Below are 16,692 nucleotides of genomic sequence, written 5' to 3'. Positions count from 1 at the left end.
GCACACGCTGCTCATCAGCAGACCCACGGACACTCACCCCAGGTCGCCGAAGTAGCCCTCCTCCTCGCCGAGCAGCAGCGGCACGTCGTACACCGACAGGTCCGGCCGGTGCCGCACGTAGCGCACCCGGTGGCGCCACCGCCCGTGTTCGAACGCCACGTCGGCGCCGATCTCCGCCACGACCGTCGGCTCTACCTGCACGTACGGCAGCGGCTCAGGCCGGTCCAACTGGCCCAACCAAGATGCAGGCAGGGGCTGCGGCCATGGGTGGGCCACCATCCCGCGGCGTGGTAGCCGCGGCGCTGAGAGCAGCGCCGCCAGATCCACGGCCTGGCCGGTGGTCAGCGGGTGGGAACGGCCGGTGTACCGCAGCCGCCCCCGCCGGTCGAACCGGCCCAACAACACAGTCTCCGGGCGGCTGATGCTGCCGGTCACCCCGCCGAGGATGGCCTCCGTGACGATCCGGGTCCGGAACTTCGACCAGCCGCGCCGGCCCGGCTCGTACCGACCGCCCAAGCGCTTGCTCACCACGCCCTCGATGTCCGCCGCGACGGTCCAGTTCACCAACCAGTCCGCCACCTGCCGCACGTCCGCCGTCTGCGGCGTCAGGGTCAGCTGCGCCGGCGCGCCGGCGAGCAGCCGCTCCAGCCGGGCAGCGAGTAGGTGTAGCGCACTCGCGGCGGCCGCGAGCGTCAATAGCTTGGCGCACCCTGCCGACGCGAAACGCAACGGTGCGAAATCGGGTTTTGTCGTAGTGCAAGCGGGTCGTATCGTGCCGGCATGATTGATGAGCCGCTTGATCCGGACGATCGCGTCGAGTGGCTGGTCGAGCAGGGGCGGGTGGACGAGGCGATCACGATTCTCGAGGCCCGGACCCGCGGCGGGGACTGGCTGGATGTGGACCTCCTGTCCGACCTGCTGGTGGAGAACGGCCGCGTCGAGGAGGCGGAGGCGCTCTGGCGGGCCGCCATCGAGGCCGGTTTGCCTCGGGCGTACGGTGGCTTCGCGGAAATGCTGGCGGATGCTGGCCGCACCGACGAGGCTATCGCCGGGTGGCGGGCGGCGGTGGAGGTGGGTGAGCCACGAGCCCGGGCCCGTCTCGCCGCGTTGCTCGCCAGGACGGGCCGGGTGGATGAGGCGATCGCCGAGTACTGGACGGCGATCGCGGCTGGTGACGCGGCGGCGGGGGTCCGGCTGGCCAAGGTGTACGCCCGGTCGGGCCAGCTGGACGAAGCGGTCCGCGCCTATCGGTCAGCGATCGGCGCGGAGGGTGTTTCTCGATGGCCTCTGGGTGTCATGTTGGAGAAGCTCGGCCGCGCCGACGAGGCGGTAGCCGCCTACCGGGATGCCGTTGACGCCGGCGAGGGGCACGTTCGCGTGCGGCTGCTGGCGGCACAGGGCCGCCTGGAGGAAGCGGCTCAGCTCGTCCGGGATATTCTCACCGAGCCGGGCCACAATGGTTCCTACCGTCGGCTCGGTTGGCTGCTGACCGAGCAGCGGCGCTTCGAGGAAATCGAGGCCGAGGCACGGCTGCTTAAGGACGACGACAACCTGGTAGGGCTGTCATATCTCCTCTCCGGTGCCCAGCAGTCCGCGAACTTCCACGAGGACTGCCCAGCCGATTGCAAGGGCAGCACCAGGGTGGTCCGATACCTCCCCGGATGCCGATGACGTGCGGCGGGGCCTGCTGAATACGTGGCGGCGGTGCCCGACGCTAGGCTCCGGACGTGTGGGCGCTGATCGAGATTGTGTCCGTCATCGGTGCCTCCCCGAGCGTGGTTTTCGACCTGGAACTTGATGTGGACGTTCACACCGCATCCCTGCACGCCAGCCAGGAGACAGCCGCAACCAGCACCGGTCGAAGCCAACTCGCGCTCGGCGACGAGGTCACCTTCCGCGCCCGCCGTTTCGGTCTGCGATGGCGCATGACCACCCGAATCACCGTCTATGAACGTCCATACCGCTTCGTCGACGAGCAGACGCAGGGTCCCTTCCGCGTTCTGCGCCACGAGCACCAGTTCCAGGACCTCAACGGCGGAGGAACGCAGATGACCGACCGAATGATCATCGTCGCACCCTTGGGGCTGCTGGGCGCGGTTGTGGCTCGGGCGCTGATCGCGCCGTACCTACGCCGACTGTTGAAGCAGCGGGCAGCCCACATCAAGTACCTGGCGGAAGCCGGCGAACCGTAGCGCGTGAGGATCGCGGGATGCGTGCTCATATCGCGATCCGGCGCCACGGACCGTCACGACAGCTTGGCTACGAAGCATCCGGACTTGCCGCTGACCGAGCGGCCCGATAGCCAGGCGTCATGAGCAGCCGCCGGCTTCAGGAGAGCATGCCGGAGCCCCTCATGTTGGGCTGGCGAATACAGCAGGTAACGGATACCGCGCACCGCCAGGCGCCCGGACTGACATGTCGGTCTACGACGTGCCGCTGCTCCTCGGCGAGGGGGAAGACCCGTTTGGGACGCAGGGTGGCTGACCGGCGGACGACCAAGCCCTACGGGCCGACCTCGTCACCCGCCAACCAGTCGCCGCTTGACAGAGGAGCAATCCACCGTCCCCTACCTTGCGAGAGCCCTGGGGTAGGGCCTGTCCCACCGCTGGGGTAGGGCCTGTCCCACCGCTGGGGTAGGGCCTGTCCCACCGCTGGGGTAGGGCCTGCTCCACCGGCAATCTTCACGCTGACCGGCTGTCATCTGGGCAGACCGCTTCATAGCGTCGCAGGAAAGTCATCGAACACGGATTCCTGCTCGTTCTGGAGGTAGTCGCGTGAATTTCTCCATCGAAGACCCGCCCGTCGGGAATCGAGCGTCGTCCGGGATGCTCTCCCGGATCGTCGACGTCGACGCGTTGCGCGCCGTGGCGCTGCTCCTCATCCTGGTCGTCAACATCGCCTTCTTCGCCTCCGGCTATTCCTTCCATCTGGTTTCGGATCCCGCGCACGACTCGTGGGGCGATCAGGCGGTCCGGTGGCTGGTCGAGCTGCTCCTCGCGATGAAGGCGTACCTGCTCTTCTCCGTTCTGTTCGGCTACAGTTTCACGCTCCAGCTCGATTCCGCCGCGCGGCGCGGCGTCGACCTCGCCCCACGGTTCCGGCGACGGCTGGCCGGGCTCTTCGTGTTCGGCATCCTGCACGCGGTGCTGTTGTTCCAGGGCGACATCCTGACCACGTACGCATTGCTCGGTCTGGTCCTGCTCGCCATGCGGGGAGTCGGCGTCCGGACCGCGCTGCGCGCCGCGGTACTGCTGACCGGCGCGATCGGCTTCATCCTCGCGCTCGCCGCCGCGGGCGGGGCCCAGCTGGTCACCGATCCGGCGACGGCACTCGCGGCGGGGCAGCGGTCCACCGAGGCACTACAGGGCGGGATCGGCTCGGTGATCACGGAGCACGTACGCCAGCTGCCGGCGATGTTCGGCACGCTCCTCGTGCAGGGGCCGCTTGCCCTCTCGGCCTTCCTCTTCGGTTACGCGGCCGGGCGGCGCCGGCTACTCACCGACGTCGTCGGGAACCGGCAGCTCCTGCGCCGGGTGCAGCAGCTGGGCTATCCGGTCGGCCTGGCCGGTGCGGTGATCTTCGCGTCGGGCGGGGGCACCGCCAACCTGACCGGGCTGGCGGCGGGCGTGCTCACCGCGCCGCTGCTCGCGGCCGCGTACGCCGCCACCCTGCTCCAGTTCTTCCAAACCGACCGAGGGCGGCGGGTCGTCGCCGTACTCGCGCCGGCCGGACGAATGTCCCTGTCGAACTACCTGGGTCAGTCGCTGCTCTGCGTGCTGGTCTTCACCGGCGTCGGGCTGGGCCTCGCCGGTGCCGTCGCACCCCCGGTCGTCGTACTCATCGCGGTCGCGATCTACTGTGTGCAGCTCGCTGCCAGCGCGGCGTGGATGGCCCGGTTCCGGTACGGACCGTTGGAGTGGCTGTTGCGGGCCTGGACCGAGCAGCGGTGGCCACGGCTGCGGGCCACGGACCAGGCATGACGGGTCCCGGTGGGGCGGATTTCCGCCGGGCCGCACCCAACCGGGCCAGCACCGTATCGGGCAGGTCCGCAGCCCACTCGGCGACCTCGGTGACCGTGCTCTGCCCGGCAGCCACCGCCGCGGCCGCGATCGCCAGCAGGCCCGGTAGCGGATGGATCCGTCCCCGTGGGTCTCGCGGGTCCGGCACCCGCGCCAACGCCCGCAACAGGCCCGACGCCTCCCGTTCCACCTGATCCGACACTCCACCCAGACGTACGGACAACTCACCAATCCAGGCGGCTGACCGGGACTCCGTCTGCGATGGCCGCAGCCACCCTCAGCTACGACGCGGGTCCCGATGACCTCTGGGTGGGAAACGAAGTCCTCAGGACCTACGCCGATGACGGTGCCCGACGAGCGATGACGGACCTGCGGACGTTCATCGGCCGGTGCCCCACCGTCGCGTCGTCCGGCCAGGGCGGCGGCAGCTACCGCCTTGCAGTGGCACCAGGGCCGCGGCTGGGCGATGACAGTGTTCACGTCAGCTGCAGAACGACGTCCGGTTCTGGCGCGCTGGAATGGGACAGCATACTCGTCCGGATCGGCACCACTTTGGTGGTCGTGCAGGAGGAGGGCAACAAACCCGGCGGCGACAAGTACCTCACCCAGCTCGCCGAAGCTGCGCTCCACAGATACCAGACGACCGGACCCTGAAGGGCCTTACGCGTCCCGGAGGCCAGGGCCGCGCTGTCACGGTCTCGTGCCGCCCGGCAGCGTTCCGTGAACATCGGACGGGCGGCCGGCTGGCCGCCCGCCCGATGAACCCGGGTCAGCAGCCGGGCAGGCGGAAGCTGGCGATGCGGGTCTGCCAGCCGTTGCCGTTGGGCGCCTGAGCCGCCCCGGCCTGGGTGTAGTACTCGTTGACGTACCAGAAGGTGCAGTCGTCGACCGGGTCGACGTTCATCGAGCTGTAGTCGCCCCAACGCGAGTTGAGGCTGGTCTGCGCGGCCGTGCCGTTGACAACGGTGGCCTCGCCCAGGGTGAGCTCGCCGCGCCGATCACCGACCAGCCGGCCGGTGTAGCGGATGCCGGGGTAGACATCGGTCCCGTTGACCACGCTGTAACCGAGGGCGATGTTGCCCTTGCGGTCCTGGGCGATGCTGCCCATCCAGCGGTTGACGGTGTCATTGGGAGCGAAGGTGCCTTCCTGGTGGATGGCGTAGTTGCCGCGCTTGTCACGGCGCAGCTCCCACCAGCGGACACCGGCCTGCCCAGGCAACGCCTCAACAGACTGGTTGGTGACCATGGACTCATACGAGCCGAACGTCCGGTAGGCGAGCCGCCAGGTGGGCCGCTGCCGGTACGAGAGCACGTCGAGGTACTGGTCCCGGTTGGTGATGCCAGGTTGGGGCAGGCAGTCACGAGCGGTCGGCTGGCAGGGGAAGACCGAGTCGAACCCGGCGGTCGGCAGCTGGGTCTTGAGCCCGATCGAGGCGGCGGGGGCCGCGTTCCACGTGACCTTGAACTCCCAGACGTTCACGGCGTCGAACGTCGCGCCGTAGCCGGCGCCGTCGTCCTGGGTGCCGACGATCGGCGCGGGCGAACCGGCCGGCGGCGCCTTCGGCCCGTCAGCGTCGGCGGGAAGCAGCCCGTCGCCGATGAGGTTCAACGGAACCTTGCCGTCCTGGAGCAGGAAGCTCACCGCCCGGGCGTTCGGGTCCCCGGCGATCATCCGGTCCCGTTCGAGGCCGTAGACCCCGATCCCGTAGACGGACGGGTCGACGGTGCCGAACTCGCGCGTCGTGATCAGGTAGGAGTCGCCCCAGATCCCGTACTTCGGGTAGTCCGGGAAGTTGTAGCCGGTGTTGAACGCGTACCGATAGTAGGAGCCGGTCGGGTCGCCGGTGGTGGAGATGGCGATGCAGTTGTAGAAGAGGTTGGCCGGCTCGTTCGGGTAGTCGGAGCCGCGGGTGGTGAACTGGGTGAGGATCCAGCGGTCGGCCCGCTGGTCGTAGAGCACGACCGGGTCGCCGGAGTGCTCGGTGCACTCCTCGACCGGGAAGCCGGCCCACAGATCCCCGAGCGCGAGGGGACCGAGCAGCAGCCGGCCGGTCTTGGAGTAGACGCCGAAGACGAGGTTGACCATCTCGACGTAGTGGTTCGGGCCGACGTCGCCGACCGGGTCGGGCGGGTTGACCCGACCGCCCAGCACGTTGAAGTTGTCCTGGTTGCTGAGGCCTTCGAAGTTCGCGGTGGTGCCGCCGATCGTGCGGGCCGGCTTCTTGGCCTGCACCGCCGCGTCGGGGGTGTGGCCGCGGTCGATCAGCCGCGGGCCGCGTTCCTCCGGCAACTGAGGTGGCGTGGGCGCCACCGAGCGCGGGGCGGTGCGGGCGACGTCGCGCAGCGGCGCGGTGACGTCGAAGGCGGCGGGCTTGCTGAAGGTCGGCTTGCCCGCCGCGGGCGCCGGATCCGGTTGCGCCTGGGCGGTGTGGGTGGGCGTGAGCAGGCTGGCCAGGAGTACGCCGACTCCCAGGGCCGCGAGGCGTCGGATCCGTCGTCGTTGACTTCCGTCGATCACGTGGTCCTCCCGTTGATCCACTCTGGTAGATCTTTTGGAGAACCCTATGAGGTGATCGGCGTCAGTCGCTCACGTGAACCGCGTCTGAAGCCTGGTGCGGGAAGTGACATTCCGCCGGTGACCCAGGGTGATCAGCGCGTCCGGTACACCGACAGTGCGTGATCGGCGGGGCAGCCGGCGGGAGGTCCGGCGGCGATCCCGGTGACGGTCGCCGTGGCGCGCCAGCGCGGAGCGCCTGGGCCCGGCGGCCGAGCAGCGCCCAGGTGGCGTCGTCGGCGCGCCGGAGGATCCAGTCGCCGTTGAGTTCGACGGCGCCGATCCACTCCTACATCTGCATCGATCAATCAGCCGGCCGTTCCGGCACGTGATTAGTGCGGTCGATGTCCTATCGGGCCTAGCCTCTGGTGGGGCACCACGCGCGGGCCGATGATGTGCATTTCCCGCAACGGGCGAACGAGGTGAGAGAGATGAGACCAAGGATTGCGCTACTCGCGGCGGCTGTCGTGCTAGCCGCCTTCGGCGCTGCCGCGCCGTCCACATTGGCAGCCGCAACCGAGTCGGACGATCCCGACAACATTGTCGCGTGCGACGCCGACGACCCGGACTTCGGGACCAACTGCGAGGACGCGGAGGAAGAGGAAGAGTCGGAACTGCGCGACGTCTATCTCGACTCCCGGCAGGTACCGGGCGACATCATCACACCCGGCGACCTCGAACTGGCCGCGCAGCAGGCCGCGGCAATCCCGTCGGAGCTGCACGGGCTCGTCGACCCGAACTGGTCCCCCGTCGGACCGTCGAACGTCGGCGGGCGGGTGACCGACATCGCACCCGACCCGACGCAGCCCGGCCGCGTCTACGTGGCCGTGTCCACGGCCGGGGTCTGGCGCAGCGACGACGCCGGCGTCAGCATGACCAACGCATGGCCGGACGACTTCCCGCAATCGATCGGCGCGGTGACAGTCGCACCGAACGGCGACGTCTGGGTCGGAACAGGCGAGGTCAACCCCGGCGGCGGCAGCCTGAGCTACGGCGGCGACGGGCTCTACCGGTCGACCGACCACGGAGCCACCTGGACCCGCATCGGGCTGCACGGGTCCAGCACCATCGGCGCCATCCGCTTCAACCCGCAGAACCCGAACATCGTGTACGCCGCGGCCGGCGGCTCGCTGTTCGCGCCAGGCGGCGTACGCGGGCTGTACAAGTCGACGGACTACGGCGCGACCTGGACCCGAGCCCTGCAAGGCCTCAACGACTTCACCGGCGCCACCGACATCGCCATGGACCCGAGGAACCCGGACAAGCTCTTCGTGCCGATGTGGGACCACCACCGCGAAGCGCTCTGCCGCTGCTACACCGGACCGGGCACCGGCATCTACCTCACCACCAATGGTGGCGCCACCTGGACCCGGTTGGAGAACGACCGCATCACCTCGTTCACCCCCGGCGACACGATCGGGCTCGCGTCGACTGACAACCAGACGACAACAGCGCAGGCCCGGATGGCGGTCACGATCGCGCCAAGCGACCCGAACCGCGTCTACATCACGACCGGCAACTGGAACCAGACCGCAAATGGCGGGGGACAGACGCAACGCGGCTTCCGCGGCTTCTACCGTTCCGACGACGGCGGAGCGACGTTCCGAACCATGACGAACGCCAACCCGGGCGGCGACACCGTATGGACATCGAAGACCTGGGTCGACCCGGTCAACCCCGACCGGCTGTTCATCGCCGGCGTCAGCCTGCGGCTCTCCCAGAACGGCGGGTCCACCTGGGCCAACGTCGGCAACCTCCACGCCGACCACCACGCGATGGCCTGGGACCCGACAACACCGAACCGAGCCTACGAAGGCAACGACGGCGGCTTCTACTGGTCGGCCGGAAACGGCGCCAACGGCACCTGGACCGAGGCATTGAACGAGCCCTGGACCCAGTTCTACACCACCGACGTCAGCGAGCAGGACCCCAGCCGGATCGTCGGTGGCGCCCAGGACAACGGCTGCCTCCGCTCGTGGAACTCCGCCGGCGTCGTCACCGGAGACTGGGGGTCGTACGGCGGATGCGGCGACGGCCTCTACACGCTGATCGACCCGAGCAACCACAACTTCGTCTACGCGTGCTCGCAGTTCGGCAACTGCTCGCGCTCGGTGAACGCGGGAAACAACAGCTCAAGTTTCACCAACCAGACAGTCTCGCAGCGCCGCAACTGGCAGACCGCCGTCCAGCTGGACCCGACTGACCCGGCGGTCGTCTACTACGGCGGCAACATCCTCAACCGGTCGACCAACCGGGCGCAGGCAGGGACATGGTCGGCGATCAGCCCGAGCCTCAGCAACCCCGAATCGGGCACCGACCCGTCGTACCCGTTCGGCGCGATCACCACGGTGGCTGCCGCCCCGTCGAACCCGAACGTCATCTACGCCGGCACCGACGATGGCTGGCTGTGGGGCAGCAAGGACCTCGGCCAGACCTGGACCCGCTTCACCGACCCTGACCTGCCGGATCGTTGGATCACCCGGGTGGCCGTCGACCCGACGGACGCGAACGTGGCGTACGTGACGTACTCCGGGCTGCGCAACGCCGACAACGACGCCCACGTCCTGCGGACCACCGACGGCGGCGCCAACTGGGTCGACATCAGCGGCAACCTGCCGATGGCGCCCACCCAGGACGTCGTCGTCGACCCGCTCAACCGCAACCGGGTCTTCGTCGCCACGGACCTCGGCGTCTTCACCGCGAACGTGGCCAAGGCGAAGAGCCAGAACCCGGACGTGCGGTGGTACCGCCTCGGGCGGGGTCTGCCCCGGGTTCCGGTCAACGACCTCGAATACCAGGCGTCGACCAACACGCTCTACGCGGCGACCTACGGGCGCGGCATCTTGAAGCTGCGGCTCGACCGCAACGACTGACAGCCGGGCGACCACCCGGCGCCCACGCCACGACCAGGGCGGACCGCCGCCACCACAAGAAGTCTCAGAGGAGTCTCGGCGCCGCCGAGACTCCTCTGACACTTCGCGACCGCCCATCATTCGCCCGCAGTCACACCGTCACCGCCTCTGCCGGCCGCACCGCCTCGTCACCGGTCGCCGAGTCACCCGCAGCCGAGCAATCGGCCACCGGGACGGTCGCCGGACCGGCTTCCCCAAGGCGAACCCTGGGCAACGCCCGATCGAGCCAGCCCGGCAGCCACCAGTTGAACCGGCCGACCAGTTCCATCGTGGCCGGCAGCAGGACCAGCCGCACGATCGTGGCGTCCACGAACACCGCGACGGCCAGACCGAGGCCGAACTGCTTGACCCCGACGTCGACGCCGAGCATCACGGACAGGAACACCGCGATCATGATGGCCGCTGCGGCCGTGATCACCCGGGCGGTGCCAGCGAGCCCCTCGCGTACCGCCAGCCGGGTGTCGCCCATCGCGGCGCGTCGGCGAAGTCGTTGAGGCCGGTGGGGCCGAACTTGTCCACCACAGCCTGAACCGCGCTGGACTGGTCAGCGTACGGGCCGGACCCCCCGCCGACCGGTCAGACCCAGCATCGACGAAAGCCAACCACCGCCACTGGCACCCCACACACCGATGCGGAATGGGTCGATGCCGAGGTCGGCGGCGTGCGTCCGGAGGAACCGCATCGCACATTTGGCATCCTCGAGTGGGGCGGGCCATGGGGCGGCGGGGGTCAGCCGGTAATCGATCGAGGCGACGAGGTAGCCATTGACATTCAGCCGCTCCCGCAGCGGGGTGAACAGCGCAGCGTCCCTGATCAGCTTAGTGATCCTGAGTCGGATTGGGTTTCCGGGATCGTTTCCCACCGTGGTGGGGTCGCGTGGGCGTGGAAGTGGAATCCTGCGCCCAGGGCGGCTCCGCGTGGCTGGTGGCCGGGGGTGGGTGTGCTGGTCGTGTTCACGTCCTGGTGTCGGTGGGCTGCGCGGGGCAGCCTCCGGGCCGTTGGTGCGTGTCCCTCCGGACGCTTGCCCGCTCGGCTGTGGGGCCGGGTGGGGGAGGGTGCCCTGCGTCGCCTGGGCGCGGGGCGTGGTGGCTTGCGCCGGGTGGGGCCAGTCTTCGACCGGTCCCCCCGGCGGGTCTTCGTGGTCGGCTTGACGACGGCTGCGGCTTCGAGTTTGTCGACCACGGCGCGGATGGCCATGTGCCCGCTGGTCTTGTCGATGACGGTCTTGGCCTGATGGGTCAGGCCGCGGGCGGCGATGCGCCGCCAGGCGCCCTGGTCGCGGTCGCCCTGCCACCGGCAGGACTGGTGGGGACAGACAGCCCACTTCCAGCCCGCCACCGTCGGCTTGTCGGGGGCCTTGCGATGCCGAAGCGGGGTCAAGCACTGCGGGCAGTGCTTCGAGGTGTTCCGAGCGGGGACGGTGACAACGGCGATACCCGCCTCGGCGGCGAGGTGCCGCATCCGGTCGACGATCTGCCCACGCACCTGCTGCGACAGCCGGGTGTTCATGGTGGCGCCCATGCCCTTGGCTTCCAACGACCGCAGGTCTTCGACGTAGATGACGGTCGCTCGGGCGGCGATCGCTTGATCCACGGCCCAGCGGGCGGCGGCCCACGCGAGCGCGGCGTTCAGGTTGGAGCGGCGCTGGGACACGTGGCGGATCTCGGCGCCCAGCACCTCATGTTTCGCGCTCAGGTGCGCGTCGGGGCGGCCGCCGATCAGCCGCAGGTACTGGTCGGCTTTGGCGTGCAGCCGCTCACTGTGCCGGCGCAGGCGGTGCTGTTTGGCGAGGATCCCGGCGGCTCGGAACTGGCCACCCGCCCCCAACGCGGTGATCCGCCCGTCCCCATGCAGTCGCAGCGCCCCCGCGCTGAGAAGGGTGTTCAGACCCCAGTCCACCCCGACCGCGACCGTGTGACCGGTCCGCCGGGCCTTCGGCACCGGGTGGCTGTATGCCAGGTCGGCGCGCACCTGTCTGCCGGTGAGGCGCAGGGTGGGCAGGTGCACCACCGCACCCGCGGGGACCGTGGGCGGCAGGATGATCGGACAGGCCACCCACGTCCAATCCCGATACGACCGCGGATCCGGACGGGCGGGCAGCTGCAACCGCAGCAACACCCTCCTGGGGTCGGTGTCGCTGCGTTCAATGGTCGCCTGCTGCCGGTCACACGCGGCCAACAGCAGCATCCGCGCCACCCTCGGGACGCCTTCCAACTCGAACACATCCACCGGCAGCCGCCCATTGACGGCAAGGAACCTGGCAGCCTGCCGCGTGCGGGACTTGATGACACCCGACGACAGATGCTCCCCGCCCGGAACCGCCCGGCGCACCTGCTCCCACTCCTGCGCGGTGCGCTTACGCGGATCGGCCGGCCACGTCGCCAGCACCCCGGCGGTAAGGTCAGCACGCCACGACGCCGAGCGAAGTGCTCGCCCGGCCTGCTCCTGCGCCATGCGCACGATCCGGTCGTTGACCTTCACACCCTCGGCCGTGGTGGCGGTCCAGCCCAGACGCCGCAGCGCCATCCACGCGTTCGAAGGAAGCTTCCGGCCGCCGGCGTCCACGCCGGAGGCGAGCACCTCCACATCGCCCGCGTTCCAGCGCTCCGCCAACAACGCGCAGACCATCCCCGCCACCAGATCGGCGCACCAGCCGACGCGTTGCGCAAGCACCGCCTGGGACAGGACCTCACCGGTCTCCTCGTCCACCCCCGTCCGCAACATGGCGCGGGCACACGCGGTCCGGGAGGCCTCGCCCGTAGCGAGCGGCAGCCTTCGGCTCACCGGCCCGCCGTCTCGACAGCCATCAAGGAAAACCCGCGCTCACGACCGACCCACGCCACCAGAATCCACCCCGAGCCAACCCAAAGACGAAACACCATGGGAGGAACACCGAACGCTTCTCGGCCATTTGAGAGCCGAAGACGTTCCACCCGACCAATCTATGATCACTGACGATTCCTAATCAAATTGGTCAGCCTGGTGGTTGGACAGTGACGCGCCCAGCCCGGAGAGTTTCCGGTCGCCGAGTACCAGGCCACCACCGTGGATGTACATCGCCACCGGGGCGCCCCGGCCCGGCGTCGCGGCACCGGCCGGCGGGGTGTAGACATCCATGGCCAGCGGGACTCCGTCGATCCGGCAGTACTCCACCGTGCTGCGCTGCCCGGCGGGCAGGTGCCGTGGAGCCACGGTGCCGCCGGGGAACCCGGCTCCCGCGAACCCGTCGCTGGCCCCGCTGAACCCCACGAACGTGGCCAGGAGCACGACCAGCGCCACCGGCACGACAGCGACCGCCCCCGCCACTCGGCGCAGCCGCAGCCAGCGCGCGGCCCGCGCCTCGGAGCCGCGGGAGGGGCCACCGCGCGCCGAGCCCACACGATGCCGAATCCCGCTACGCCGATGACCTGTAACCCCGCGCAGATGTAGTCGACGAACCCGATCACCGAGTCGGCCGGTATCCACGGCGAGGGACCGGGCAGGACCGGCGTGCCGCGGGTCAGCAGCCACATGACGAGTGCGGCCAGCGCCGCTGCGGCAGCCAACACCACCCGACGCGACGTCGGGCGGGCCAGCACGCGGGCAGCCGCACCCAACTGTGCGGCGCCGAGTGCGGCGAACAGCAGCGCGTACGGCCACGCGGTGCGCCACACGGCGGCCAGCGGAGCGAGGTAGATCAGGACACCGGCCGTCACGGCCAGCAGCGACGTGATCAGTAGAGGGCCCCGGCGCAGCGGCCGGTGCTCCGCCGCGGGGCGCAGGACCGCGTTTGGCGCGGGTGCAGACAGCAACGGTTCTGGCCTGCCACCGATCGTCGCGGCCCGGGCGCACGGCATCGTCCGCCTGCCGTAGGCAACCACCGCACGCCGCTACTACTGCCGCCTACTCCGCCCGTAGTAGAGGGTGTCGGGCGGCGCCTCGCAGCAGGCCTATTCCGGGTGGTTGGCGGTGCCGCGCCCGGTCTGGAAGGGCGTGATGACGCCTGTGTAGCCCAGGTGCAGGATCATGCCGTTGGCCGCGTGTTCGAGGTTGTGGCAGTGGTCCATCCAGATTCCGGGGTTGTCCGCCCGGAACGCCACCTGGTAGGTCTCGCCTGGCCCGACGTCGAGGGTGTCGACCCACCAGGGGCTTCCGGTGGTGGCCTGGCCGTTGTGGTTCAGCACCAGCATGTGGTGGCCGTGCAGGTGCATGGGGTGGTGCTGGCCGCTGCGGTTGACGTAGGTGACCTCGACGAGGTCGCCGGGGGTGACCATGAGCATCGGCACATCCGGGAACGACCGGTTGTTGAACGTGTACCGCACCGCCGGGCGGCCGTCGTAGAAGCCCAGCCGCTCGTCGACGCGGAGCGTGAAGCGCCGGTCGACGTGGCTGGCCGACCCGAACGGGGTGGCGGCGGGGGTGCCGTAGCGGGCGGGGTCCAGCAACGCCGGCGGTGGACTTTCGCGGCCGGGGCCGGCGTTCCCGTCGGGGCTGTAGACGATCGTCGGACCGTCCGCGCGGAGGACCACCGGCTGGTCGGGCATGGTGAACGCCAGATCGTAGCGGGCCCCACCGCCGACCAGGATCCGCACCCCGTTGAGAATGCTCGGTTCGTGCACGTCGGTGCCGTCGATCGCGACGACCCGCAGCGGGGCTCCGGTCAGGGTGAAGGTGGCGGGGTTTCCGTCGGTGTTGACCAGCCGTAGCCGTACCTGCCGACCGGCTGGCACCAGTCGCCGCTGCACGCCGGTGGTTACGCCGAGGGTCGCGACGCCGTCCTCGTCGACCCACGTGTGCCGCAGCACCGTCTCATCGACAGCGTCGCTCTGCTCGGGCGCGTCGGCGGGCAGGACCACGAGCGCCCCGAACAGGCCCCGACGGACCTGGACGGAGGACATCTCGTGGGAGTGGTACCAGTACGTGCCGACCTGCGTGGCCCGGAACCGGTACACGAAACGGCCGCCCGGCGCGACCGCGTCCTGAGTCACCCCGGCCACGCCGTCCATCGCGTTGGGCACATCCACGCCGTGCCAGTGCAGGGTCACGCCCACGCCGGGCAGCCGGTTGACCAGAGTCACCTCCACCAGGTCCCCCTGCCGGACCCGCAGCTGCGGGCCCGGGGTGATGCCGTTGAACGTCCATGCCTGCACCTGCTGGCCCGAGTCCAGCCGGATCGTGGCGGGCTGCGCGGTCAAGGTGAACCGGCGTGCCGGCACGCCGGCGGTGTCGGTGCCGGTCAACGTGGTCACACTGACACCACCGTGGTGGCTGTGGGCTGTCATGCCGGCGCCGCCGAGGTCGACCGGGCCGCCAGTCATGCTGCTGCGCGCCGGTAACTGGCTGACGGTGGACCATCCCACGAATACCGCAGCGGCGACCGCGACGCCGAGTGTCCCTTTCGCCGCTGTACGCCACCACCGGCCGGCCGACCGCCGACTCCACCGGGTCCGCCGCCACACCCAACCCACCGCGGCAGCGCCGAGGACACCCACACCGGTCACCACAGCGGCGCCCGTGCCGGCCAACTCCGCCGCGCTGGCCACCAGCACCGCACCTACCGCGACCGTCACCGCCCAGTAGTCGCCGGGCCACGTGGCTACCCGCCACTTATCACCGGGCGACCCCAGCATCGGGCGTACCCACACCGCGTAAACCGTCGCGATCACCGCCAGCGCCGGGGCGACGAACACCAACCTCGGCCCCGCGAAGTCCCACCCGTTCGGCAGCAGAAGCAGAGCCGCAACCACCCGCAGGGCAGCCCCGCCGAGCAGCAGCCCGAACAGAAGGCGCCAGATCCGCGAAGGCCCGGAGCCGGTCGAGGCCGGGAGGCACATCACGACCCAGCCCGCTGCCACGGCGATGGGCACAGCCAGCAGCGCGATCACCATGTCGGTGTAATGCACCCAGAGGAACACCGGTCACCCCTGCTCAACCTCGATGATCTACCCGCCGCCACCGGACCATACCGGCGGCGTCGCTCAGCGAGTAGAGCAACGGCCTAGCTCTCGTTCCGCTCCTCTGGCGCTGGCGCCGCCGGGCCGCACACTACTCAGGCCGCTGACATCGGCCAGGGGTGCGGATTGCTGGGAGTGACTTCGTAGGTCAAGCAGCGAGTTGGTAGCGGCCTGGTGGTTGCGCTGGTGCTCTTGGCCCAGATGGTAGGTCCAGTAGCGGTCGAAGTCGCCGTTGGCGAGCAGTGCGCGGAGTTTCAGGACGGCTTCGGCGCCGGCGCTCCGCCCGGCCGTCGACGCGTTCGTCCGACAAATTCGCTACCCGGCGGCCGGAGCGCAGTGATACACAACCGACGTGCAAAACATCTTGGAGTTCCCCGAGGTCCTGCGGCTGATCGAAGACCGCTCGGCCGCGTTCCGCGCCGCGATCGCGTCCGCCCCCGACCTTGACGTCCAGGTCCCGACCTGCCCGGACTGGACGCTGCGCGAACTGGCGCAGCACCTCGGCGACGGCCGCCGCCGCCAGGCCGCCATCATCGCGGCGGGCCCGGGCGCTGAGCCCCCGGCGAAGACGGACCCGAAGGGCGCCCCGACCGCGCCCCGCGACCGCGAAGCCCTGGACGCCTGGCTCGCCGAGTCGACCGAGCTCATGCTCGACGCGATGCGCGAGGCCGGCCCGGACCGCGGCTGCTGGACCTGGTGGGGCCGCTCGCAGGCTCCGGAGACCAGCGGAGCCGTGGCCCGGCACCAGATCCAGGAGATCGCCGTCCACACCTACGACGCCCAGCTCACCCAGGGGGCCGCACAGCCGCTGCCGACGGACGTCGCGGTCGAGGGCGTCGACGAGTTCCTGACGACCGTCTCGGCGACGACCGTCCCCTGGCCGTTCAAGCCGGCGACCATCGACCTGCACACGACCGAGGGCCGCTCCTGGCGCCTGACCCTCAACGCCGACGGCGTCCGCTGCGACGACCTCGCCGCCGACGCGGAGCCGGGCGACATGGCGATGCGAGGCGCAGCGAGCGAACTGGTCCTCTACTTCTACGATCGCGTTTCGCTCGACGGCCTGGAGACCACCGGCGACACCGAGCCGATGGAGCAGCTCGCAGACTGGGACCCGAACGCGTAAAACGTGCACTTGTGACGCATCTGTCGGTTGTGCGCGCGCTCCTGCGGGCGCCACTGGGCCCGGGGTTAGCGCAGGGCCTCGCGGCCGATGCGGATCACCCGGCCGTGCACCTTGCGCAGCCGCCAACCCGGTAACGTTCCCGGTCAGA

General features: G+C 70.0%; 12 protein-coding genes and 2 pseudogenes. 6 read left to right on the top strand and 8 right to left on the bottom strand.

All coding sequences use genetic code 11. From position 1 onward, the window contains the following. Positions 1-33: 33 nt before the first annotated feature. Positions 34-696: a hypothetical protein gene (locus ACY34I_RS25575; protein ID WP_462757602.1), complete on the bottom strand. Its 663-nt coding sequence runs from the start codon at positions 694-696 to the stop codon at positions 34-36. A gap of 84 nt (positions 697-780) precedes the next feature. On the opposite strand from ACY34I_RS25575, the gene ACY34I_RS25570 reads away from it, so the two are divergent. From ACY34I_RS25570 to ACY34I_RS25560, 3 genes are all read left to right on the top strand, one after another. Further along, the gene (locus ACY34I_RS25570; protein ID WP_462757559.1) at positions 781-1,671 is read left to right on the top strand and encodes a tetratricopeptide repeat protein; all 891 of its coding nucleotides are present in this window, start codon (positions 781-783) and stop codon (positions 1,669-1,671) included. 56 nt (positions 1,672-1,727) lie between these two features. Further along, positions 1,728-2,192 carry an SRPBCC family protein gene (locus tag ACY34I_RS25565; protein ID WP_462757558.1) on the top strand — a complete coding sequence of 155 codons (465 nt, stop codon included), beginning with the start codon at positions 1,728-1,730 and terminating at the stop codon, positions 2,190-2,192. A gap of 582 nt (positions 2,193-2,774) precedes the next feature. Beyond that, positions 2,775-3,980, top strand: coding sequence for a DUF418 domain-containing protein (locus ACY34I_RS25560; protein ID WP_462757557.1), 1,206 nt, complete (start codon positions 2,775-2,777; stop codon positions 3,978-3,980). A gap of 22 nt (positions 3,981-4,002) precedes the next feature. Here the strand turns inward: ACY34I_RS25560 and ACY34I_RS25555 are convergent. Next, positions 4,003-4,209 (bottom strand): annotated as a pseudogene (locus tag ACY34I_RS25555) (transposase family protein); the annotation flags it as partial. Between the two features lie 71 nt (positions 4,210-4,280). Between ACY34I_RS25555 and ACY34I_RS25550 the strand changes: the two are divergent. Next, positions 4,281-4,673 carry a hypothetical protein gene (locus ACY34I_RS25550; protein ID WP_462757556.1) on the top strand — a complete coding sequence of 131 codons (393 nt, stop codon included), beginning with the start codon at positions 4,281-4,283 and terminating at the stop codon, positions 4,671-4,673. A 115-nt stretch (positions 4,674-4,788) separates the two neighbouring features. Here ACY34I_RS25550 and ACY34I_RS25545 read toward each other — a convergent pair whose 3' ends face one another. Continuing rightward, positions 4,789-6,537 carry a hypothetical protein gene (locus tag ACY34I_RS25545; RefSeq protein WP_462757555.1) on the bottom strand — a complete coding sequence of 583 codons (1,749 nt, stop codon included), beginning with the start codon at positions 6,535-6,537 and terminating at the stop codon, positions 4,789-4,791. A gap of 467 nt (positions 6,538-7,004) precedes the next feature. Here ACY34I_RS25545 and ACY34I_RS25540 point away from each other — a divergent pair, with 467 nt between their 5' ends. Next, positions 7,005-9,446: a WD40/YVTN/BNR-like repeat-containing protein gene (locus ACY34I_RS25540; RefSeq protein WP_462757554.1), complete on the top strand. Its 2,442-nt coding sequence runs from the start codon at positions 7,005-7,007 to the stop codon at positions 9,444-9,446. 130 nt (positions 9,447-9,576) lie between these two features. Here the strand turns inward: ACY34I_RS25540 and ACY34I_RS25535 are convergent. From ACY34I_RS25535 to ACY34I_RS25515, 5 genes and pseudogenes are all read right to left on the bottom strand, one after another. After that, positions 9,577-9,963, bottom strand: a pseudogene (locus ACY34I_RS25535) (MMPL family transporter); the annotation flags it as partial. 66 nt (positions 9,964-10,029) lie between these two features. After that, positions 10,030-10,347, bottom strand: a complete 318-nt coding sequence (locus ACY34I_RS25530) for an alpha/beta hydrolase fold domain-containing protein (RefSeq protein WP_462757553.1) — start codon at positions 10,345-10,347, stop codon at positions 10,030-10,032. Beyond that, positions 10,299-12,209 carry a zinc ribbon domain-containing protein gene (locus ACY34I_RS25525; RefSeq protein WP_462757552.1) on the bottom strand — a complete coding sequence of 637 codons (1,911 nt, stop codon included), beginning with the start codon at positions 12,207-12,209 and terminating at the stop codon, positions 10,299-10,301. Before ACY34I_RS25525 ends, ACY34I_RS25530 begins: the two co-directional genes overlap by 49 nt. 237 nt (positions 12,210-12,446) lie before the next feature. Next, entirely contained in the window at positions 12,447-12,863 is a 417-nt protein-coding gene (locus ACY34I_RS25520; RefSeq protein WP_462757551.1) for a hypothetical protein, read from the bottom strand. 551 nt (positions 12,864-13,414) lie between these two features. Next, positions 13,415-15,379: a multicopper oxidase family protein gene (locus tag ACY34I_RS25515; RefSeq protein ID WP_462757550.1), complete on the bottom strand. Its 1,965-nt coding sequence runs from the start codon at positions 15,377-15,379 to the stop codon at positions 13,415-13,417. A 391-nt stretch (positions 15,380-15,770) separates the two neighbouring features. Here ACY34I_RS25515 and ACY34I_RS25510 point away from each other — a divergent pair, with 391 nt between their 5' ends. Continuing rightward, positions 15,771-16,544: a maleylpyruvate isomerase N-terminal domain-containing protein gene (locus ACY34I_RS25510; RefSeq protein WP_462757549.1), complete on the top strand. Its 774-nt coding sequence runs from the start codon at positions 15,771-15,773 to the stop codon at positions 16,542-16,544. Positions 16,545-16,692: the final 148 nt, after the last annotated feature.

The organism is Micromonospora sp. RTBAU3-60 (genome assembly GCF_054963695.1).
This window is presented reverse-complemented; position numbering and strand designations above follow the sequence as displayed.